Genomic DNA, 20098 nt, shown 5'->3' on the forward strand with positions numbered 1-20098 from the left:
TTTTCAGCGAGGTGAAGCGGTATGGATGATGCCCGTGGCCAGTTAATTACCTTTCATCTGGGTAAAGAAAGGTATGGCATAAATTTAAACTATGTTCAGGAAATAATTAGGCCGCCGGTTATATTGAAAGTACCAATGACTCCTGAGTATTTTTTGGGACTAGCTAATCTTAGAGGCGAAATTTTACCTATTTTAGATGGGCGGCGGAAACTTCAGCTGCCGCCCAATGAACTTTCCGATAGCTCCAGAGTAGTAGTATTAAAACTTGTCCAGGAAAAGATAGGGCTTTTGGTTGACCGCATGGCGGAAGTGGTAGACTTAGAAGGGGCGGTTTTTGAAGAAATTGCCAATGCCCAAGTAAACACCCGGTTGGTTAGCCGGGTGGTAAGACTTCCGCAAACCGAAGAGTTAATAATGGAGATTAAGCCCGAAGGCATATTTGAAAAGAAGCTTGATCAAGTCTGCAGAGGACAGAGAAGTTTCGAGCTAACAGAAGTTACCGAAAGCCAAGAAGTTGCCCAAGAAAATTTTTCATTGGAGCAATTAATTGGTTTTAAATTAGGTAACGAGGAATTTTCCTTACCTATTGCTGCAGTACAGGAGATTGTGCGGGTGCCTGAAAATATTTCAAAAACTCCCGGATTGCCTGCATATGTGGAAGGTATAATAACACTGCGCAATAATACTTTACCCATTATTAATTTACGACTTTTCTTGGGACTTGAACGAAAAGAACATGATGAAAAAACGCGAATTATAGTTTTAAATTTAAGTAAGGAAGAAGGAAGTTACTTATTTGGTCTGGTTACAGATGAGGTTACTGAAGTTTTAAGGGTGCAAAAGAGCGACATTGATGATGTTCCTTCTTATTTAGCAAACGATGCGGGAGAATTGATCAATGGTGTTTGTAAATTAAACTCCGGTCAAAGATTAATCTATACCTTGGTTCCTGAAAAGCTTTTAGCCGAAAGTAAATTGCAATTAGAGGCTAAAAATGAAGCTGAACAAAGGGAAGTGACCTCGGAGTTGATGTCTCAAGAAAATCAATTTGTTATTTTTGGTTTAGATACCGGGGAATATGGGGTAGAAATTGGAAATGTACAAGAAATAATCCATGTTCCTGAGATAACATCCATTCCTCAGGCTCCTCATTTTGTCGAAGGTATTATAAATCTTCGAGGAGCAATTTTACCGGTATTAAACTTAAGAAAGAAATTTAGCTTACAGTTAAATAGTGAGCGGGAAGCGGAAAGAATTATTGTAGTTGATTATCAGGGACTAAAACTTGGTTTGATGGTTGATACCGTGCGTGAAGTACTAAAAATAAATGAAAAGGAAATAGAGAAAACTCCGGCTCTTTTAAATGATGAAATTCGGCAGGAGTTTATAAGCGGTATTGCTAAGATAAACGGTGGAGAACGTTTAATTCTGCTGCTAGATCTCAAGCATGTAATTAGCCGGGAAGAAAAAGAACAAATTGAGGAGGCATTAGATATTGTCCAAAATTAGAGTTTTGATAGTTGACGATTCGGCGCTAATGCGCAAATATTTGCGGGAAATCCTGGAACAGGACCCGGAAATAGAGGTAATAGCTGTTGCGCGGAACGGACGGGAAGCGGTGGAGAAAGCTTTAGAATTGTCTCCGGATGTCATTACCATGGATATCAACATGCCGGAGATGGATGGTTTAACGGCTATCCAATATATTATGCTGCACCGTCCTACTCCGATTATTGTTATTTCCTCATTAACGCAAAAGGGAGCATTAACAACCTTTGAAGCTTTGGAACTGGGTGCCGTCGATTATGTGGCCAAGCCCGACGGCACCGTTTCCTTAAAAATTAAGGAAGTTGCCGAAGAAATATTACAAAAAATTAAGGCAGTAGCAAAATCTCGCGGCGTTGTTCGCTTAAAAGCGCGCAAAGAGCGGCCTCTTGTTCAAGAGGTTCCTAAAACAAGACCGGTTAGCCCCAATACTGGTTTTAAAAAATTAATCTTGATTGGGGTATCTACCGGTGGGCCTAAAGCTTTAATGGAAATAATCCCAAGACTTCCGGGGGATTTAGATGCGGCTGTAGTTATTATTCAGCACATGCCGGAAAATTTTACCGCGTCCTTTGCTGCCCGCTTAAATAATTATTCGGAGCTTTACGTGAAAGAAGCAGAAGACGGAGAAAGCCTAGAGCGCGGTAAGGTTTTGGTGGCTCGCGGAGGAATAAATCTCAAGTTAGAACGTAAACTTGGCACCAATGTTGTCCGGGTGCGCTATACCCCTCTTCCCCGGGAAACAATTTACTGGCCGTCGGTGGATGTTGCCTTTCGTTCCGCTTTAACCGTAATTGAACCGCACAGAATAATTGCCGTTTTACTTACCGGTATGGGGGATGATGGAGCTCAAGCTATGGTAGAGATTAAACAAAAAGGCGGTTATACCATAGCTGAAAGTGAAGAGACAGCAGTAGTTTGGGGAATGCCCCGGGAAGCTATTGAACGGGGTGGAGCTACGGAAGTCTTACCGGTTTATCAAATTGCCGACCGTTTAGTAGAGTTGGTTCGGTAAACGAGGTGGCTGCATGAAAGTTTTAATCGTTGATGATTCCTTTACCGTTCGCCAGTATTTTAAAGAAATTTTTCAAGGATTTGGTTGGGAAGTAGAAGAAGCGGTAAACGGCTTAGAGGCTCTGGAAAAAGTTTTAAATGGAGAATTTGATTTGATGACCGTTGATGTCAACATGCCCAAAATGGACGGCTATACTTGTGTCTATAAAGTCCGGGAAATGGGAATTTCGTTACCGGTAATTTTAATTTCCACCGAGTCGAAAGAGCAAGATAAATTAAAGGGCTTGCAAGCGGGGGCTACCCTGTATTTAGTAAAACCGGTTTTACCCGAACAGATAAAAAGCTATGCTATGTTACTAACGGGGAGTTGATTGGTTTTGAGTGACTTAAGGGAAACCTTTGTTTCTGAGGCCCAGGAGCTTTTGGAGCAGTTAGAACCTTTAATTTTAGACTTAGAAATTAACAGCAGCGAAGAAACCATTAATGCTCTTTTTCGCATAGCTCATACTTTAAAAGGTTCAGCGGGGATAGCCGGTATAAATTCGGTTAAAGAGTTTACCCATTATCTTGAAACCGTCTTGGAAGCCCTGAGAAACCAGGAGATTGAGATTTCCGGTAATGTGGTAGACCTTTTGCTTGAAGCCTTTGATCATTTGGGGGAACTGATTACAGCTTTAACTCTGGGCGAAGAGCGTCCTTATAATAAGGACATAGCAGAAAAATTAGCGGGGTTAATAACTGCAACTAATGATTCAATTTTACCAGCTCAGGAAACAAAAAGCTTGGCAGCTGTGCCTTTACTTAACAAAGGCCATCTTTTAAAATTAACGGTCTCAGACTGTGCTGAGCTTTTAAAGGCAAAGGCTAAAAAGCAAAACTTGTATCAAATTTTACTTGACTTTTCGCCTAATTTCTTTTACTTTGGGCACCGGTTAGAGTATGTGCTTGAAGACTTAAAGGCTTCTGGTAATTTAGTGGGGAAATATTACTTTTGGCGAGAACTTCCCGACTGGCAAAATTTTTCGCCGGAAAATTTGTATCTGGGTTTTGAGCTATATTTAGCTACGAAAAAAAGTCAAAGCGATATTGAAGATGTTTTTCTTTTCATTGCTTCCGAAGACAATATCGTAAGAGTTGCCGAAATTACCGCTGCTGATTTAGAAGAATTTATCCGGGGAGAAGTGGATAGTCCGGGCTTAAGAAAAAATTACGAAAAAATAATTTTGGTTTTGCAGGAAATAGCGGAGGATAATGACCCGGCACGGATAAAAGAAGCTTTGACCCGGCTTACAGTTTTATTTAACGGCGAAGATTTTACCGGTAATCCCTGGCTTGCCGGGGGATTATTGGCTCTTATTGAAACCATGGCTGAACTCGTAGAGAGCGACTGGGAAAAAGCGCAGTCTATAAAGCAGCAGTTTTTAGAAATAGCTTTTAGTATCCTGAATGAAGTAACGGAGCAAAACTATGTGGAAACCAACCTCTTAACTGTCCTTACCGATTTTTATGAGTTTATTGGCGGTGATGAAGGTAAAGCGGAGATAGAAGTAGATGAGAAAATTCAGCAAAAAGCTGAAAAAGTAGAAATATCCTTATCTTATGTAGAGGAACTTTTAAAACAGCTTTTAGAAGGCCTGCGGCAGGTTAAAGGGGAAATAAAAGAACCGGTTTACCAGGCTGCTGCCAAGGCTATTAATAATGTGGAAAAATATTTAGGAATTGACCGGACTGATTGGGAAGGAAGTTTAACTTTTGAGCAGTTAACTGCTCGTTTGCAATTCCTTCTTGAATTAGTTTCAGTGCCTAAAGAAGAAAAACCGGCAATTGAAGAAACCAAAGAAAAAGTTGCTCAAGATACTAAGGAGTTAGAGCAGGAAAACTTAGCAAAAGCTAAAATAAAAAGCCAAGCCTTGAAAATATCCCAGGAACTTGCCGATAAACTTCTGGCTTTAGCCGGTGAATTGATTATTGCCAAAAATAGCTTACCTTATTTGGTGAAAAAATTGGAAATGCTCGGGCAAATGGAAGTTGCCCGGGAATTAAAGGATAAAGCTCTTTATATCGACCGCTTGGCCCGGGATTTTCAGGATAGTTTAATGGAACTGCGACTTTTGCCGGTTGAAAATATCTTTAAGCGCTTTCCCCGGTTTGTGCGGGATACCGCAAAACAGTTAAATAAACAGGTAAACTTAGTTTTAAAAGGGGAAGAGACAAAGTTAGAGAAGGATATCTTAGAAGAACTCTATGAACCGTTACTTCATCTGGTGCGAAATAGCCTGGACCATGGGCTGGAAGAAATTGAAGAGCGGGTTACGGTAGGGAAGCCTGCCACGGGTTTACTGGAACTTGCGGCGTACAGCCAGGGTAATAAGGTGATAATCGAGGTTAAAGATGATGGTCGGGGAATTAACCGGGAAAAAGTTTTAAAGAAAGCAATAGATAATGGCCTAATTTCGGCCGAGGAAGCTTCAAGGTTAAGACCAGAGCAGGTATATGAGTTAATTTTTAAGCCAGGATTTAGCACCAAAGATGAAGTAACCGACATTTCGGGCCGCGGGGTAGGCATGGATGTGGTGAAGCAAAAAGTTAACGCCCTTGGCGGTCAAGTGGAAGTATTTTCCGAGGAAGGTAAAGGAACAACCATACGCTTAATTTTGCCAATTTCTATGGCAACAACGGAAGTATTAAAGTTTACCGTAGGTGGTAAGCTATTTGGTATTCCGCTTTATACCGTTCGGGAAACGGTAAAGGTGCCGGTTAAGGAGATTAAATCTTTTAAACAAAAACCGGTAGTGGTTATAAGAAACAACGTTATTCCTCTGGTTAATTTAGCAAAGACCCTGGGCTTAAGTGAAAAGGAGCAAGAGGAAGTTAAGATTATCATTTTACATTACGGGTTTGCCTTAATTGTGGACGATTTACAAGGGAAAGAAGAAGTAATAATCAAGCCTTTAACCGGGGAATTAAGTCACCTTTCGCTGTATGAAGGAGCATCAATTTTAGGCGATGGGAGCATTCTGTTAATCCTTGCCCCGACCGGCCTTATGGGTGGTGAAATGTAGTGGCTGAAAAGGTTATCGAATTACCTCTTACCATTGAAAATGTAGCTCAGGTAAAAGAAGAATTAGGAAACTTAGATTTTAAGAAAATAGTATTTGCTACCGACCAGGTAGACCTTGCTGGCTGGCAGCTTTTAAAGTGTTTGCAATTAAATTATCCCGATATCACAATTGAAATTGCCAAAAGCCCGGAAATCTGGGAGGAGTTTTTAGAATTAAAATAAAAATTTATAAGCATAATTCTTCACCGGTTAAAGGACCATTTTTCAAGTTGCCAATATCATGAAGCAGGCTGACTTTAGCCAAACATTCCATTTTCCAGGACAAGTTGTTCTAATTTTGCTGAAGCAAAACAACTTTATTGAAATTCTTGTAACAGCAATTCTATAAATAAAAACTCCTGCCTCCATAATCAGGCAGGAGTTTTAACTTTCCTGGTGGACGCGAAGGGACTCGAACCCTCGACCTCCTGAGTGCGAACCAGGTGCTCTCCCAGCTGAGCTACGCGCCCCTCTTTTTAGTTGTAATTTACCCGAACATCTCATATAATAAACCGTAAAGGAAGTTTTGTCAAGAACCTGATCTTGACGGATATTGCTAAAAAATAAATTCCAAGGTATAATATGGTTAAAAGAAAATAAAAGAGTCGGCGAGCCCCTGCCGTAGAAGTGGGGAGCTAATAAAAGTCGGCGAGCCCCTGCCGTAGAAGTGGGGAGCTAATAAAAGTCGGCGAGCCCCTGCCGTAGAAGTGGGGAGCCAAAAAAGTTATAGGGTAGCATTTTGCTACCCTATTTTACTAAACAGGAGGAAATTAATGAAATACAGGATTTTTATTTGTTCCATAACTTCTGAATACATTGATTATTTACGAAAATTCGATAACAGGGTGAGGGAAAATAATGAAGGCAAGCGAAAATACATTGGTGTATTGTTTAATATAGGCGATAAAAAATATTATGCCCCATTATCTTCACCAAAACCTAAACATCTAAAAATTAAAGATAAAGCTCCTGACATAGTTAAAATAGATGGAGGAAAGTTGGGAGTAATTAATCTTAATAACATGATTCCAGTTCCCGATAGTGAAGTTAATATTATTGATATTGAGAGAATACCTGATGAAAAATATAAAAACCTGTTAAGAAAACAGGCTGATTTTATTGGTTCCCATGAAAAGTTAATTATAAAAAAAGCCGAAAGATTATACAAAATTGTAAATAGTGGGAAACAAGCCAGGTTAAATATGCGCTGTTGCGACTATAAATTATTAGAAATAAAATGCCTCGAATATATAAGCTTAAAACAAAACGCTTTCCCGGAAATAGCAGCGGCAAAAGAGGAAAAAAATCCTTGACTTTTAGCGTTTATTTCTGCTAAAATACCTCTTAAGTAAAAGCTATGATAGGGAAAAGTAGGATTTTTGCAGGGCCGAAAGCGAGCCGGGGAGGGTGGAAGCCCGGTGGTCCGGAAAATCTGAAGTTCTCCCTGGAGCTGGCCGCTGAACAACGAAGTAGGCGGACCCGGAGAGTTCCACCGTTAAAAGGAACGGGGTATCGGAGATTTCCTGTACTCTTAGGGTGGTAAGTAAACCTTTGGTTCCCTAAGCCAAAGGTTTTTTTGTACCCAATAGGGAAATTTCCCGTACCTTGAGAGAGGGCAGCAATGCCAAGAAGGGTGGTACCGCGGAAGACGACCCGGTCTTTCGTCCCTTGGGGATGAAGGACCGGGTTAATTTATTATACGGAGGTGTTGGAATATGGGGTTTTACCAAAACTCAAAGAGGACTGGTGGCAGGAGTTAACCAGCCAGAAAAGATTTATGATTTTTGCCGGGCCTTGTGCAGTGGAAAGTAGGGAACAGTTGGAGAAGACGGCCCAAATTTTAAAAAATCATGGAATTATTGGCTTAAGGGGTGGTGCATATAAGCCCCGAACCCGGCCTGACAGCTTTCAGGGTCTGGGGGAAGTTGGCTTAAAACTTTTAGCGGAAGTAAAACAAAAATACGGTTTAATAGTAGTTACTGAAGTCTTAGATGAAGAATCTTTGGAAAAAGCCTTACCGGTAGCTGACATTCTCCAGGTTGGAAGCCGCAACATGCAAAACTTTTCTCTTTTAAAGAAACTTGGCAGGGTCAATAAACCGGTTTTGTTAAAACGCGGACTTGCCGCTACCATTGAGGAATGGTTAGGGGCAATGGCTTATATCGAAGAAGGGGGCAACCACCGGATAATTTTATGTGAACGGGGGATAAGAACCTTTGAAAACATGACCCGTAATACCCTTGACATCAGTGCGGTACCCCTTTTAAAAAGACTCTGCCCTTACCCGGTAGTAGTTGATCCAAGCCATGCGGCGGGACGGGTTGATTTAATTCCCGCTTTGGCCAGAGCGGCGGTTGCCGCCGGTGCCGATGGATTGTTAATCGAAGTTCACCCCGAGCCTCAAAAAGCTTTAAGTGATGGCAAACAGTCCCTGGACCTTCCTTCGTTTATTAAACTTTTGGAAGAGTTAAAACCCTGGCTTTTGGCAGCCGGCAAGACCTTTTAAGGGGGATGGCGGATGCGCACAGGTTATTTAGGGCCTCCAGGGACTTTTTCGGAAAAAGCCTTAAATCTTTTAAAACATAAAGTTACCCAGAAAGTTTGGTATTCATCGTTTAAAGATATTGCCCGGGCATTAATTGATGGTGAGATAGAAGGGGCATTGTTTCCTTTAGAAAATAGTCTTTCCGGGAAAGTTTTGGAAGTAGATGCTATACTCAAAACCTTAAAGGAAAAGCTTATCTTGATAGAGGAAGTATTTTTACCCATTACCCCCGGACTTTTTTCGTATTCGGCCCAATCGTTAGAGGAAATTAACGTAGTATTGTCAAGACCGGAGCTCTGGCAGCAGTGCCGGGAATATTTTAAAGGCAGGGATAATCTAAGGTTTATCCCGGCTTTAAGCAGCAGCCAGGCAGCAGAGAAAGCAAAAAAAATTAAGGGGGCTGCCTTTATTGCTGACCTGGATTACCGGAACGAGGCAAAAGTTCTGGAGCTTTTTCTAAACGGTAACCGCCCATCCATTACCCGCTTTGGTTTATTTAAAATATTGTAACATAATTTCCGAAAAAGAAGGAATTTTTAGTTTAAGAGAGAAATAAAGTATAACATAATAAAAAAATATACTATTCTAAATGGGGGGATTGGATGGGTAAGATAACGGTTACCGTCATTAAAGCGGATGTAGGAGGGTTCGTTGGGCACTCCAGCGTGCATGAAGAGCTTCTGGCCACTGCCCGGGAACAACTGGCGAAAAGCCCTCTCCTGGTGGATTTTCATGTGACCCACGTTGGTGACGATATCAATTTAATTATGACCCACCGTCAGGGGGTGGACTCGGAGGAAATCCACAAGTTAGCATGGGATACTTTTGTAGCCTGCACGGAAGTGGCCAAAAAATTAAAGCTTTACGGAGCGGGACAGGATCTACTGGCGGATGCTTTTTCCGGTAACGTCAAAGGTCTGGGACCGGGAATTGCGGAAATGGAGTTTTTTGAGCGAATTAGTGAACCGATTATCGTTTTTGCCGCAGACAAAACGGAACCCGGGGCCTGGAACCTGCCGCTGTATAAAATGTTTGCCGACCCCTTTAACACCATTGGACTTATCATTGATCCCAAAATGCACGAAGGCTTTAAATTTGAAGTTTTAGACCTCCTGGAAAATAAAAAGATTATCTTCAATACTCCGGAAGATTTATATGACCTTCTCGTATTTATCGGTGCTCCCGGCCGCTATTGTGTCAAGAGCGTTTATACCAAAGCCGGGGAGATAGCCGCTACCTCCAGTACCCAGCGCTTAAACCTCATGGCCGGCCGGTACATCGGTAAGGATGACCCGGTGTTGATCGTCCGCTGCCAGAGCGGTTTACCGGCGGTGGGCGAAGCTTTGGAGCCCTTTGCCCGGCCGCACCTGGTTTCCGGCTGGATGCGCGGTTCCCACTCCGGACCGTTAATGCCGGTGTCGGTGGCCGACGCTACCCCGTCCCGTTTTGACGGGCCGCCACGGGTAATTGCCCTTGGCTTCCAGCTGGCCGATGGAAAACTTATTGGTCCCCAGGATTTCTTTGCCGATAAAGCTTATGATAAAGCCCGGGAGATTGCCTTAACCATTGCCGATTACATGCGTAGCCTCGGTCCCTTTGAACCCCACCGGCTCCATTTAGAGGAAATGGAGTATACCACGTTGCCGCTGGTCTTGGAAAAGCTAAAAGATCGCTTTGTAAAAGCATAAAAAATGCATAAAACCCTTTCCTTGTTGGGAAACTACCCAAAGGAAAGGGTTTAATTTTAGGGACGGTTCTGTGAGTGACCATTTTTGCAGAAGGCACATTGGGAAAAAGGAGGAAAAAATTATGGATTTTCACAACCGCGACAATGCCATTGAAGAAAAAATGGGCAGCGCCACCCACTGGTATTTAACTACCCGCTCCCCCTATCTGGAAGAAGCCTGGGAAATTGCTGCCGATGGCTTTACCGCCAAAGGTGCTCCCTTTAGTTTTGACCTGGGCTTTAAAGATAAATGCGAGGAAGTAGGGGTACCCTGGGAAGCATTTATCGACCAACTAAAAGCCGGCAAAAGCGATATGGAAATCGCAGAGGAACTTGGCATCACCGAAAAGCTTTCTAAAAATCTTCGCTACCAGTTTGAAAAATACGGTATCACCGGTGTTACCGGTCAGGATTAACTAAAAGGCTCTGGTACAAATCGTACATTAACCGGGCGGTGTATTCTTTGCTAAAATTTTGGGCGTTTTTACGAGCGTTTTGGGAAAATAGCTTTCGTAAAGCTTCATCCCGGAGTAAAAGGATTACTTTTTCAGCATATTCCCGGGGATTTAGACCGGTAAGAAAGCCGTCTACTCCATCAAATACCATTGATTTAGAGCCAAAAGCCCTTACCCCTACAGCCGGAAGCCCGGCGGCTTTGGCTTCCGCAAAAACCAGTCCCTGGGTTTCGGTAACCGAAGGAAAAAGAAAAAGGTCGGCTCCAGCGTAATAAATGGGGACTTTTTCCGGAGGTAACGGACCGATGAATTTAACGGAATTGCCCAGGCCGAGTTCCTCGGCTTTTTTTTGGTAATGGGGTAATTCCGGCCCTCCGCCAACTATCACTAAAACCACATCCTTTAGCTTTGAAGCCACAATCTGAAAACTTTCCAGGAGAAAATCAACGTTTTTTTCCGGTGCCACCCTTCCCACAAATAAGCACACTTTTTTCCCCTTTAAACCCAGGGTTGTTTTTAACCAGGAACTGTCAGCTTGGCTGAACGGTTCTAAATCAATCCCGGTGGGAATTACCGCACTCCGGGTCTTTAGGCCTTTCTGGCAAAGATAATCCCGAATGGTTTCGGTGGGACAGATTACCGCACTGCACTTATTGGCAAACTGCAAAGTGTACCAGGAAGTAACTGCTCTGGCGGTTGTCCGGGCAAAGGGAAAGTAGTGGACATATTCTTCGTACAACGTATGGTAGGTAAAAACCACCGGAATATTTAATTTTCGTCCGGTCTTTTGGCCCAGACGTCCTAAAAGAAAAGGACTGTGCACGTGGATTAAATCAACTTTTTCCTCCCTCAAAGTTTTCGAAACCTTAAACGAAAAGGGAAGGGCTAAATGAAACTCTTTATTGGTGGGCGCCGGTACTGAGAAAAAACGGTAAAAGCCCTTTTCTTTTTTTATATTGCCGTAAGCGGGGATGAAAAAGATAAATTCCACTCCACGTTTGGACAGTTCCTCGCGAAATAAATCAATAGAACGTACTACACCGCTTACATAGGGATGGTAACTATCGGAAAAGACGGCTACTTTCAATAACAAGCCTCCCTTCCTGGAGTCGGCCTACCGGCACCACATCTAAAAGATTTAGTTTGGCACAGTACTCCACATCCCGGGCAAAACCGAGGTTAATGAGCCTTTGGCCGTGAAAGGAACGGGTTAAAATTTCCTCCGGCGGGTTAATGCGGGCAAGCTCAAAGCTAACGTAAGCCTGATCGGAAAGCTCAACCTTTTTTTCCTCCGCTAAAAGTGATATGATATAACCGGCTCCAGCAAAGTCTTCCAGAGAAAATTGGCTGTCGGTGCCGGAAGGCATAAAGACCACGTCAAGATTAAGTTTTAAAAGATAATCGGCAACCGCTTTAGCATTAACGATACTTCCGGCAATAAGGGTTTTGGCGGATACGGCTTTTTTAAGGGTTTTGGTGCCATTAGTTGAAGATAAGATTATGGTTCTTCCTTTTAACCCTTGATATTCCAAAGGGGAATTTCCAAGGTCAAAGCCGGGAACTTTAATTCCGCCCCTCTCTCCCCCAAGGAGTGCTCCGGAAATTTTCTTTTTAAGTGAAAATGCATCCTTAATCGAAGAAACGGGATAGATTTTTTCGGCACCGGCTGCCAGGGCGGTGGCGATAGTGGTGGTAGCCCGCAGCACATCCAGGACCACCACGGCTTTATCTTCAGCATTTTTAAGCTTTTCGGGATAAAATAAAATATCAATCTTCATTTAACCTTATGCTCCTTTTCATTTGCTTATTATATTTTTAGTTTTTTTTACAACACTTATTATACAACATAATGCAGGAGGTTTTTATGAAAATTTTGCTTTTGGCCGAGCGTTTTGGCCATGGCCACTTAAAAGCTGCCTACAATTTACAAAAAGCTTTTGGGGAGGTAGCCCCAAACCTTGAGGTTAAGGTACTAACGACATTAAATTTAATTGGCCCCAAAATTGAAAAGATAGCTTCGGATCTTTACTTAAAAATTTTAACCCATACCCCGGAAATTTGGGGCTATATTTATGAAAAAGGGCATGATAAAGAAAAGGACCGGCTAAGGTGGTTGGTAGCTCTTTTATACAAAAAGAAACTTAAGGAAGTAATCCGGGAGTTTAAACCCGCGGGGATAATCGTTACCCATGCTTTCCCGGCGGTGGCTTTGGATTACCTGGGTTACCGGAATTATGCTACAGTTATTACCGATTATGATTACCATGCCTTCTGGTTAACGAAAAATTCCCGTTTTTACTATGTGGCGGCGGAGGAGATTAAAGAAAAGTTAGTGGAAAAAGGCTACTCCCGGGATAAAATACACGCCTTTGGACCACCGATTGATCCAATCTTTGCCGGGGAAATCGATGCTAATGCTGTCAGGGAGAAATATCAACTCCGGGAAGGGACTAAGATTATTTTAATGATGGGGGGAGGCCTGGGACTTGGGCCCCTGGCGGAGGCGGCAAAGGCCCTTACTGATACTAAGAAAGAGTGGGTGGTTATCGTATTATGCGGGCATAATCAAAAACTGTACCGGGAGTTAAAGGTTTTGGGGAGGCGAAATTTAATTCCGGTACCTTTTACTGCAAAAGTGCCGGAATATTTAGAAGCGGCGGATTTAGTCATCACCAAACCGGGCGGGCTTTCCACCGCTGAGGCTTTAGCTTTAGGAAAACCGCTTATTATCATTAATCCCTTACCGGGGCAGGAACAACGAAATGCCGAGTTTTTACAAAAAAAAGGTGCTGCCCTGTACCTGACTGATGTTTTGGAACTAAAAATGGTTTTATCCGAGTCTTTTTTTAGCAAAGACATTTTACCACTGGCCCAAAAGGCGGCAGAGCTCGGAAAAAAGGATGCTTCAATTAATATATCCAGGCATTTTTTCCAAAATATCGGGCATAATATATCCGGAGGTGATTAAGATGACGCAAGTTACCTGTCAGGTGGAAGAATGCCGTTTTTGGAGTAATAATGTTTGCACCGCTAACTCCATTGAGGTTCGTTCTTCCGGAACCCGCAAGGTAAACACCAGCGATGATACCGCCTGCGAAACCTTTATGAGCAAACAGTAACCTTTAGGGACGGTTACCTTAGGTGGTAGGTGGTTGGTGGTAAGTGGTTTGTAGAAAACTACTTTCATCCGACCACCTGCTAACTTTTTTTAATTCTTATCATCTACGACTGATCACTTACAGGCCTTTTTTGAACCGTCCTACTTATTATTTTCTACTGTTTTTTTACTCTATTATTGTTGAAATAATCGCAAAAATATGCGAATATTATAGAAAAAACCAAAAATAGGGGGCTTAAGATGAAACTTTTAGATGCGTACTTAAAAGTTGCGGAAAACCTGAAAGAGCTATTGGGGGATGAAGTTTTGCTGGTGATTTCTGATAAGGAAAAGTATGTCTGGTATAAACCGGCAATTGATATCGATTTAAATATTTATCCCGGCATGCCGGTGCCCCAGGGGTCGGTTTCGCGCATGGTTTTAGACAGTAAAAAACGGGTGGAAATATATGTTCCTTTAGAAAAAAGCGCCTTTGGCAAGCCCTATCTTTGTAAAGCCATGCCCATTATCGAAGACGGGGAAATTCAGGGAGTCATTGCCCTGGTTACCAGCACCGAAAAGCGGGATTTAGTGCAGAAGGCAATTGTAAATTTAGAGAACAGTATTAAAGAAATAAATGAAGCCGCTGAGGAGCTTGCCCGCTCTGCGAGCAATTTTTCCGGCGAATTTGCAGCCCTTGCCCAAAGGGCTGGGGTGATCAGTAACGATGCCACCGAAATCCGGCAGCTGGTGGATTTAATTAATAGCATTGCCGATAAAACCCATATCCTTGGGTTAAATGCGGCGATTGAAGCGGCCCGGGTGGGTAACCAGGGTAAAGGGTTTGCGGTGGTGGCTGAAGAAATTAGAAAGCTTGCCCAGCAATCCAAGTTTGCGGTCAAAGACATTGCCGGAAAAATTGAAAAAATTTTAGGAGAAATCCTTGCCCTGGCTCAATCTATTGAAGAATTTTCCGGGCTGAGCGAAGAGCAAACGGCAATCTCGGAAGAACTGCACTCTACTTTAAACAATTTAGAACAAATGGCAAGGGAACTTTCAAGATTAGCCGAGAAATTTTAAAGCTTTCATCAAGGCATAAGCTTTATCCAGGGTTTCCAAATATTCTGCGGTGGGGTCTGAGTCCACCGTAATACCTCCGCCTACGCCAAAGTAGGCTTTTTTGTTTTTTACCAGAATTGTCCTAATAACGATATTTAAATCCATATCGCCGTTTACATCAATATAGCCGATGCAGCCGGTGTAAATTCCCCGCCGAAGACCTTCCAGCTCCTCAATAATTTCCATCGCCCGGATTTTCGGCGCTCCGGTAATCGAACCGCCGGGAAAAGTAGCGGCTAAAAGGTCGATAGCGTCTTTACCTTCGGCCAGCTCAGCGGTAACGGTGGAAACCAGGTGGTAAACGGTAGCGTACTGTTCGATGACGTACAGTTCCGGTACCTTTACCGTACCCACCTTGGCTACTTTGCCCAGGTCGTTTCGCTCCAGGTCTACAATCATAGTAAGTTCTGCCCGGTCTTTTTGACTGTTATAAAGCTCATCTCTATTTGCCAGGTCTTCGGCAATGGTCTTTCCCCGGGGGCGGGTACCTTTAATCGGTCGGGTCTGGACTTTGCCTTGTCGTAGCTCTAAAAACCGCTCCGGCGAGGAACTAAGGACGGAGAACTCCGGGTAATAGAGATAGGCCGCAAATGGAGCGGGATTAATCTTTCTTAAATACTTATAAAGCTCCCAGGGGTCGCCGGTGAACTCAGCGGTAAAGCGCTGGGAGAGGTTAACCACAAAAATATCTCCGGCTTTAATGTACTCAATAGCCCGCCGGACGATGTCTTCGTAACCTTCCCGGGTGAAATTAGAATAAAACTCTCCCGCCGGAGGATAAAAGGGAGGTTTAACTTCTAAATCCCGGGATTTTTCGATGTATTTTACGAGCTCTTTTAATTTACCTTCCCGGTAGCTTACCGCGTAGTACCGGTCGTTTATGTGGTCTACTGCTACAAAGGTATCGTAGTAACCAAGATAGAAGTCATAAAGATTTAAATCATCGATAGCGGTGCTGGGTAAAACTTCGAGCATCCGACCTAAATCATAGGCAAAATACCCCACAAGCCCGCCTTTAAAGGGAAACGGCAGGTTTAAAGGAGGCTTTTTAATTTCGGCTAATAAGGACTTTAAAAAAGAAAAGGGGTGGGTATATAACTTTTCTTCCCGGTTATCACGGGACTTAATTATAAGATTTCCCAGGCTTTTAACGGTAAACTCCGGATTAAAGCCCAGAAACGAGTAACGACCATAGGTACTGGGGGAAAGGGAAGAATCGAGGAAAAACCATTCTTTTTTGGGAAAAACCTCAGCTAATGCTATAAGATCAAATTTTGGAATTTCAATTAGATGAAAATCTGCCATATTATTCACCGCTTTCCAAAAGATTGGCGGAATTTAAGGGATAACCATAATTATTTAGCCCTTTTTCCAAGAATTTGTCAAGCGAAAATACGGATAACAGAAATAATTTTAAGAGGAATTTAACGGGAAAAGCAGAAATAGATTAAATAACAAAAAATGGAAATAAAGATAAATAATGAAATTTAACTTTTTATATTAGGGGGAATAGGATGATCTGGATAGTGGTGAATAATTACCTTCATGATTTGGCTACCGGGCTTTTAATAATGGCGGTTTTTACCCTTTATCTCGCCCGCAGGCTCTGGTGTGACTGCATCTTAACCTTCACTCAATACCGGATATTTTTCCGCTATTTAAGCCGGGTTTTTTTTATAGCGGCTATGGTTGTAATCCTGGCAGGGATCCCAAGGGCCCTTTATTTTCGAGACGTTGAACTTATTCCGATGATTAAGAAGGACATGGTCTTATTGTTATGGGTCAAACATAGCTTACTTCTTTTAGCGGTAATCGGTAGTATCGTCATGTGGTATCGGCTAAGTAGGGATTTCTACGTTGCAGTGGAAAATCGGTGGTTGAATATAAAGATGTAGGGTTTGAAAGGAAATGAAATTTAAACTAATGCGGATGAAAATAATAAAAATATGTCGAAAAATCCTGCTTTTCTAAAAGCAGGATTTTTTGTATATATTGTCGAATTAATCACAAAGAACTTGAAATTTCCATATAATCCCTACATCATGGTAGGAGGTACTTATGGCTAAAGAAGGACAAGGAATTATAGCAAAAGGTGAAAAAGTTATAATGCTCTTTATCTTACTTGGTTCATTAATTTTCCGGCTATATCAAATAAATGAAACTTTTATAGGGCTCCATGACTGGTCGTCGGCGGATCTTGCCCGCTGTGCAAAGTCGTTTTTTACCTTTGGTTTTTTTAACTAAGTATATCTTGTTGCTGTTGGCAATTACTTTTATTAATGTTCTTGGGCAATTTTTCATTAAAAAAGGGGTAAGTGGTCAAGAACTATCTTTGACTTCTTTAACTGGGATAAAGTATTTCTTAACTCTATTTTTACAGCCATATGTAATTTTTGGTTTTCTTTTCTATGCAGTTAGCTCGATATTGTGGATGTTTGTCCTTTCAAAGGTTGATTTGAGTTTAGCTTATCCTATTCTGTCTTTTGGGTATGTACTGGTTTTGGCAATATCCAAATATTTCCTTCACGAGGCTGTTTCCCTTCAGAGGTGGGTTGGGGCTCTCTTAATTTGCGGGGGAATAGTTTTGCTTGCTGGGAAGGGGTAGTGGGATTAGCTGTTTAATAAATCATTAAAAGGTGGGGAGAAATGAATAAATTAAATATTTTTATAAAGATGTACCAATTCATGCAGCAAAAGGGGTTCACGGAACTATTTTAGAGGTTTTGTAAAAAGTATTTATATTATGGAAGTGAAATTTTAGAATTAGGTGCGGGAGCAGGTGCGTTAACTCAAAGGCTAATAGATAATTGTTTTTAAAGTTATGCCTTACGATATTGTACTGGATTAAATTTTACGACTGGCAAATATGTTTGAATCTGGGATGTGGATGATATATATGATAAAGAATATTTAAAATGTATGCATGAATTTATTATAAAAGATTGTCCTGATGTAATTATTGGCAAAACTGCCCGTTGTAATGAAAATGGTATATTATTGAAAAATTTTGCATGCAATTTAATTTTGAATTTAAATAAAGAGTTATATCTGCAAGTATTTAAAAGTTATAAAAAAGTAAAGAACTTAATTAAGTCTCAAGAAAAAGGAGCATAAATTATGCTAAATATTATATACTTTTCCTCTGTGCCATGGTATTACCTTAAACAAAGATCTCATGAATTAACAGAGGCATTTTCAAAATTAGGGAATGTCAATAATGTTTTTTACTTTAGTTATTTTGAGTATTTTGGTTCATCGCAATTCAGTTTTAATAGATTAAAAAGATTTTTTTTAAATGATTATATAAACGTGAAAAAAAATTTTATAGTTGTAAATCCAAAAATCTTATTTCCCGAGAAAGTATTTAAGAACTTTTTTAAAAGATTGAATTTGCAAAGAAGGCAAAGGGAGATTATTAAGGTATTAAGAAGATATACAAGTTTAAAAAATTATAAAAATCTTGTTATTGTCTCGCATCCATTGATACTGGAATACATTCATGAGGACTTAATTAAAAAAAAAATTTATATATAATTTATGACTGTGTAGATGACATGGAACACTTTTTTTCTGAAGAAGAAAAAGAAAAAGTTAAAAAATATGAAAAGCACTTAATTTATATTTCTAATGAAGTGTGGTTTGTTGGTGAAAAGTTAAAGGATATTTATCTAAGTAAGTATAGCGAGGTTCTTATTAGTAAGAAGGTTAAAATAGTTCCAAATGGTATAAATTCTCAAATATTTGCTAATGTTAGAAGTCAAGTTAAGTTTAAAACAAAAGGAAAAATAAACATTGGTTTTGTTGGAGCACTCGCAGGGTGGGTCGATATTGATTTAATGAAAAAAATATTAGGTATAGAAAATTGCGTTCTAAATATTGCAGGACCTGACTTTGTTGGTGTTTTGCGAGAACTAAGAAAATATAAAAATTTAAAGTATTATGGAACAATTGATAAAAAAGATGTTCCAAATTTTATAAATGACCAAGATATTTGTTTGTTACCTTTTAGATTAGATAACCCCCTAAGCATAGCCTCTGAACCATTAAAGCTAATAGAGTATTTTTATTTACAAAAACCAGTTATAAGTACTAGCATTCCAGCAATTAATAAAGTAAGACATTTAGTTTATGTTTTAGAAAGTCCTAATAATGATGATATAGAAAGTATTATTAAAAAAGCGTATTATGAAGATGAAAAATTTAAGGTTTTACGCTATAATTTTGCAAAAGAATATATATGGGAAAAAATTGCGTTAAAAGCATTGATTGATGTTTGATTAAGGTAGGTAATGAAATAAAAATTGCTTTAGCGAAAAAATATAGTTTTAAATAAACTAACGTTATAGAGGGAAAAATATGAAAAAAATTTTATTTATATTATCTAACTTAAATCTTGGTGGGGCAGAGCGTGTCACACTTAATTTAATTAGAAATTTAGATAAAAGTAAATATGAAATAACTTTGTTTATTATTGAAAATAAGGGACAATTATGGGATGAAATACCTGAGAATGTTAAATTAGTTGTTGGTTCAAATAAATTTAAACGCATAAGGTATTCTATTTTTAAAATATTTAAAAAATTATATATGGAAGCAAAAAATTGCGACATAATTATTGGAGCATCGGAATTTATACCGACATATTTTGCTTATTTTATCTCAAAATTAACTAAAAAACCTATGATTGGATGGATTCATACTTTAATAGATGAACAGACAAAACTTATGGGAAGAAAAGAATTACTTTTTTCTAAGATTATATATAGAAGAATAAAAAATATTGTTGTACCTTCTAATTTTGCAAAAGAATCGTTTATAAAATGGTTAAAGCTTTCTGATAAGTATAACAAACAAAATATTAAGGTTATATATAATATTTTTGACACTCAAATATATAAAAAAAACATTAATCTAGATAGATATAAAAAAATATTTGAAAGGCCTTTATTAATTTCAATTGGGAGACTAGAATATTCAAAGGGATTTGATATACTTATAAAAGCTTTTTCGATTTTAGTAAAAAAAAATTATGAATATAATTTAGTAATTTTAGGTGAAGGTTCAGAACGTGAAAAACTTGAAAAATTAGCAATTGAAAATAATTTGTTAAATAATTATATTTTTCTTCCTGGCTTCATAAATAATCCACTACCGTTTTTAAAAAAAAGTGAAATATTTATTTTGCCGTCCAGATATGAAGGGTTAGGAATGGTTATACTTGAAGCGTTTTATACAGGAACTCCTGTAATAGCTGCGAATAATCAATCAGGAGTAAATGAATTATTAAAAGATAATGAAAACGGCCTCTTATTTCAAAATGAGGATGTCAATGACTTAGTTGATAAAATTACTTTGCTGATTATGAATAAGGACCTAAGAGATAATTATAAAAATAGAGGCAAAGAAGTTTTAAATAATTTTATGTATTCCAAAATTGTAAGACATTGGGAAGAATTATTTGATAGATTAATGGTAACTAAGAAAAGGAAGTAGAGAT

22 protein-coding genes, 1 tRNA gene and 1 other annotated feature are annotated in these 20098 nt (G+C 39.9%); of the genes, 19 read left to right on the forward strand and 4 right to left on the reverse strand.

The features are described from left to right. Positions 1 to 21: 21 nt before the first annotated feature. Genes ciss_RS11130 through ciss_RS11150 form a run of 5 tightly spaced genes read left to right on the forward strand, consistent with a single transcriptional unit; the run spans position 22 to position 5842 of the window. Positions 22 to 1509 carry a chemotaxis protein CheW gene (locus tag ciss_RS11130; protein ID WP_075866358.1) on the forward strand — a complete coding sequence of 496 codons (1488 nt, stop codon included), beginning with the start codon at positions 22 to 24 and terminating at the stop codon, positions 1507 to 1509. Next, on the forward strand, positions 1496 to 2560 hold the full coding sequence (locus ciss_RS11135; protein WP_075866359.1) for a protein-glutamate methylesterase/protein-glutamine glutaminase: 1065 nt from the start codon (positions 1496 to 1498) through the stop codon (positions 2558 to 2560). Before ciss_RS11130 ends, ciss_RS11135 begins: the two co-directional genes overlap by 14 nt. Positions 2561 to 2573: 13 nt before the next feature. Beyond that, positions 2574 to 2930 carry a response regulator gene (locus ciss_RS11140; protein WP_075866360.1) on the forward strand — a complete coding sequence of 119 codons (357 nt, stop codon included), beginning with the start codon at positions 2574 to 2576 and terminating at the stop codon, positions 2928 to 2930. Between the two features lie 6 nt (positions 2931 to 2936). Further along, a complete protein-coding gene (locus ciss_RS11145) occupies positions 2937 to 5621 on the forward strand; it encodes a chemotaxis protein CheA (RefSeq protein WP_166504026.1) in 2685 nt (894 codons plus the stop codon). Continuing rightward, positions 5621 to 5842: a hypothetical protein gene (locus ciss_RS11150; RefSeq protein ID WP_075866362.1), complete on the forward strand. Its 222-nt coding sequence runs from the start codon at positions 5621 to 5623 to the stop codon at positions 5840 to 5842. Before ciss_RS11145 ends, ciss_RS11150 begins: the two co-directional genes overlap by 1 nt. A gap of 211 nt (positions 5843 to 6053) precedes the next feature. Here the strand turns inward: ciss_RS11150 and ciss_RS11155 are convergent. Further along, positions 6054 to 6129, reverse strand: a tRNA-Ala gene (locus ciss_RS11155). A 303-nt stretch (positions 6130 to 6432) separates the two neighbouring features. On the opposite strand from ciss_RS11155, the gene ciss_RS11160 reads away from it, so the two are divergent. The 5 genes from ciss_RS11160 (at position 6433) to ciss_RS11180 (ending at position 10346) form a co-directional block, all read left to right on the forward strand. Beyond that, positions 6433 to 6972 carry a type III toxin-antitoxin system ToxN/AbiQ family toxin gene (locus ciss_RS11160; RefSeq protein ID WP_075866363.1) on the forward strand — a complete coding sequence of 180 codons (540 nt, stop codon included), beginning with the start codon at positions 6433 to 6435 and terminating at the stop codon, positions 6970 to 6972. Between the two features lie 35 nt (positions 6973 to 7007). Continuing rightward, positions 7008 to 7331: a binding site (T-box leader), on the forward strand. A 33-nt stretch (positions 7332 to 7364) separates the two neighbouring features. Continuing rightward, complete coding sequence (gene aroF / locus ciss_RS11165) at positions 7365 to 8165, forward strand: 3-deoxy-7-phosphoheptulonate synthase (RefSeq protein WP_075866364.1); 801 nt, start codon at positions 7365 to 7367, stop codon at positions 8163 to 8165. A 12-nt stretch (positions 8166 to 8177) separates the two neighbouring features. Next, on the forward strand, positions 8178 to 8714 hold the full coding sequence (locus tag ciss_RS11170; RefSeq protein ID WP_075866365.1) for a prephenate dehydratase domain-containing protein: 537 nt from the start codon (positions 8178 to 8180) through the stop codon (positions 8712 to 8714). A 92-nt stretch (positions 8715 to 8806) separates the two neighbouring features. Continuing rightward, positions 8807 to 9892, forward strand: a complete 1086-nt coding sequence (fbp, locus tag ciss_RS11175; protein ID WP_075866366.1) for a fructose-1,6-bisphosphate aldolase/phosphatase — start codon at positions 8807 to 8809, stop codon at positions 9890 to 9892. A gap of 121 nt (positions 9893 to 10013) precedes the next feature. Continuing rightward, complete coding sequence (locus tag ciss_RS11180; protein WP_201787798.1) at positions 10014 to 10346, forward strand: hypothetical protein; 333 nt, start codon at positions 10014 to 10016, stop codon at positions 10344 to 10346. Here ciss_RS11180 and ciss_RS11185 read toward each other — a convergent pair. Together ciss_RS11185 and ciss_RS11190 are read right to left on the reverse strand one after the other, a co-directional pair. Beyond that, positions 10330 to 11472 carry a glycosyltransferase family 4 protein gene (locus ciss_RS11185; RefSeq protein WP_075866367.1) on the reverse strand — a complete coding sequence of 381 codons (1143 nt, stop codon included), beginning with the start codon at positions 11470 to 11472 and terminating at the stop codon, positions 10330 to 10332. The two genes, ciss_RS11180 and ciss_RS11185, sit on opposite strands and share 17 nt — an antisense overlap. Beyond that, positions 11447 to 12163: a 2-phosphosulfolactate phosphatase gene (locus ciss_RS11190; protein ID WP_075866368.1), complete on the reverse strand. Its 717-nt coding sequence runs from the start codon at positions 12161 to 12163 to the stop codon at positions 11447 to 11449. The genes ciss_RS11185 and ciss_RS11190 overlap by 26 nt, the downstream gene beginning before the upstream one ends. An 86-nt stretch (positions 12164 to 12249) precedes the next feature. Here ciss_RS11190 and ciss_RS11195 point away from each other — a divergent pair, with 86 nt between their 5' ends. From ciss_RS11195 to ciss_RS11205, 3 genes are all read left to right on the forward strand, one after another. Further along, positions 12250 to 13353: an MGDG synthase family glycosyltransferase gene (locus ciss_RS11195; RefSeq protein WP_075866369.1), complete on the forward strand. Its 1104-nt coding sequence runs from the start codon at positions 12250 to 12252 to the stop codon at positions 13351 to 13353. Between the two features lies 1 nt (position 13354). Beyond that, positions 13355 to 13504: a DUF1540 domain-containing protein gene (locus ciss_RS11200; protein ID WP_075866370.1), complete on the forward strand. Its 150-nt coding sequence runs from the start codon at positions 13355 to 13357 to the stop codon at positions 13502 to 13504. A gap of 239 nt (positions 13505 to 13743) precedes the next feature. After that, positions 13744 to 14562, forward strand: a complete 819-nt coding sequence (locus ciss_RS11205) for a methyl-accepting chemotaxis protein (protein WP_075866371.1) — start codon at positions 13744 to 13746, stop codon at positions 14560 to 14562. Here ciss_RS11205 and pabB read toward each other — a convergent pair. Continuing rightward, on the reverse strand, positions 14545 to 15906 hold the full coding sequence (gene pabB, locus ciss_RS11210) for an aminodeoxychorismate synthase component I (RefSeq protein ID WP_075866372.1): 1362 nt from the start codon (positions 15904 to 15906) through the stop codon (positions 14545 to 14547). The two genes, ciss_RS11205 and pabB, sit on opposite strands and share 18 nt — an antisense overlap. Positions 15907 to 16115: 209 nt before the next feature. Here pabB and ciss_RS11215 point away from each other — a divergent pair, with 209 nt between their 5' ends. The 6 genes from ciss_RS11215 (at position 16116) to ciss_RS11245 (ending at position 20094) form a co-directional block, all read left to right on the forward strand. Continuing rightward, on the forward strand, positions 16116 to 16496 hold the full coding sequence (locus tag ciss_RS11215; protein WP_075866373.1) for a hypothetical protein: 381 nt from the start codon (positions 16116 to 16118) through the stop codon (positions 16494 to 16496). Positions 16497 to 16659: 163 nt separating this feature from the next. Continuing rightward, positions 16660 to 16845, forward strand: coding sequence for a hypothetical protein (locus ciss_RS13195; protein WP_075866374.1), 186 nt, complete (start codon positions 16660 to 16662; stop codon positions 16843 to 16845). Continuing rightward, positions 16778 to 17206 (forward strand): DMT family transporter, encoded by a 429-nt coding sequence (locus ciss_RS13885; RefSeq protein ID WP_077177577.1) that lies wholly within the window; start codon positions 16778 to 16780, stop codon positions 17204 to 17206. Before ciss_RS13195 ends, ciss_RS13885 begins: the two co-directional genes overlap by 68 nt. Positions 17207 to 17484: 278 nt before the next feature. Next, on the forward strand, positions 17485 to 17715 hold the full coding sequence (locus tag ciss_RS11230; protein ID WP_143298561.1) for a hypothetical protein: 231 nt from the start codon (positions 17485 to 17487) through the stop codon (positions 17713 to 17715). A gap of 440 nt (positions 17716 to 18155) precedes the next feature. Then, on the forward strand, positions 18156 to 18878 hold the full coding sequence (locus tag ciss_RS11240; RefSeq protein ID WP_075866377.1) for a glycosyltransferase: 723 nt from the start codon (positions 18156 to 18158) through the stop codon (positions 18876 to 18878). 79 nt (positions 18879 to 18957) lie between these two features. Beyond that, positions 18958 to 20094 carry a glycosyltransferase gene (locus ciss_RS11245; protein WP_075866378.1) on the forward strand — a complete coding sequence of 379 codons (1137 nt, stop codon included), beginning with the start codon at positions 18958 to 18960 and terminating at the stop codon, positions 20092 to 20094. The last annotated feature ends 4 nt before the right edge of the window (positions 20095 to 20098 follow it).

The sequence above is a fragment of the Carboxydothermus islandicus genome (assembly GCF_001950325.1).
GTDB classification, from domain to species: domain Bacteria; phylum Bacillota; class Z-2901; order Carboxydothermales; family Carboxydothermaceae; genus Carboxydothermus; species Carboxydothermus islandicus.

Bases quoted from the DNA above. Each gene is read 5' to 3' on its own strand.
- ciss_RS11240 (WP_075866377.1), top strand. From the start codon at position 18,156: ATGGAACACTTTTTTTCTGAAGAAGAAAAAGAAAAAGTTAAAAAATAT.
- ciss_RS13885 (WP_077177577.1), top strand. From the start codon at position 16,778: ATGACTGGTCGTCGGCGGATCTTGCCCGCTGTGCAAAGTCGTTTTTTA.
- ciss_RS11215 (WP_075866373.1), top strand. From the start codon at position 16,116: ATGATCTGGATAGTGGTGAATAATTACCTTCATGATTTGGCTACCGGG.
- pabB (WP_075866372.1), bottom strand. From the start codon at position 15,906: ATGGCAGATTTTCATCTAATTGAAATTCCAAAATTTGATCTTATAGCA.
- ciss_RS11195 (WP_075866369.1), top strand. From the start codon at position 12,250: ATGAAAATTTTGCTTTTGGCCGAGCGTTTTGGCCATGGCCACTTAAAA.
- ciss_RS11140 (WP_075866360.1), top strand. From the start codon at position 2,574: ATGAAAGTTTTAATCGTTGATGATTCCTTTACCGTTCGCCAGTATTTT.
- ciss_RS11130 (WP_075866358.1), top strand. From the start codon at position 22: ATGGATGATGCCCGTGGCCAGTTAATTACCTTTCATCTGGGTAAAGAA.
- ciss_RS11170 (WP_075866365.1), top strand. From the start codon at position 8,178: ATGCGCACAGGTTATTTAGGGCCTCCAGGGACTTTTTCGGAAAAAGCC.
- ciss_RS11190 (WP_075866368.1), bottom strand. From the start codon at position 12,163: ATGAAGATTGATATTTTATTTTATCCCGAAAAGCTTAAAAATGCTGAA.
- fbp (WP_075866366.1), top strand. From the start codon at position 8,807: ATGGGTAAGATAACGGTTACCGTCATTAAAGCGGATGTAGGAGGGTTC.
- ciss_RS11200 (WP_075866370.1), top strand. From the start codon at position 13,355: ATGACGCAAGTTACCTGTCAGGTGGAAGAATGCCGTTTTTGGAGTAAT.
- ciss_RS11205 (WP_075866371.1), top strand. From the start codon at position 13,744: ATGAAACTTTTAGATGCGTACTTAAAAGTTGCGGAAAACCTGAAAGAG.
- ciss_RS11245 (WP_075866378.1), top strand. From the start codon at position 18,958: ATGAAAAAAATTTTATTTATATTATCTAACTTAAATCTTGGTGGGGCA.
- ciss_RS13195 (WP_075866374.1), top strand. From the start codon at position 16,660: ATGGCTAAAGAAGGACAAGGAATTATAGCAAAAGGTGAAAAAGTTATA.
- ciss_RS11180 (WP_201787798.1), top strand. From the start codon at position 10,014: ATGGATTTTCACAACCGCGACAATGCCATTGAAGAAAAAATGGGCAGC.
- ciss_RS11160 (WP_075866363.1), top strand. From the start codon at position 6,433: ATGAAATACAGGATTTTTATTTGTTCCATAACTTCTGAATACATTGAT.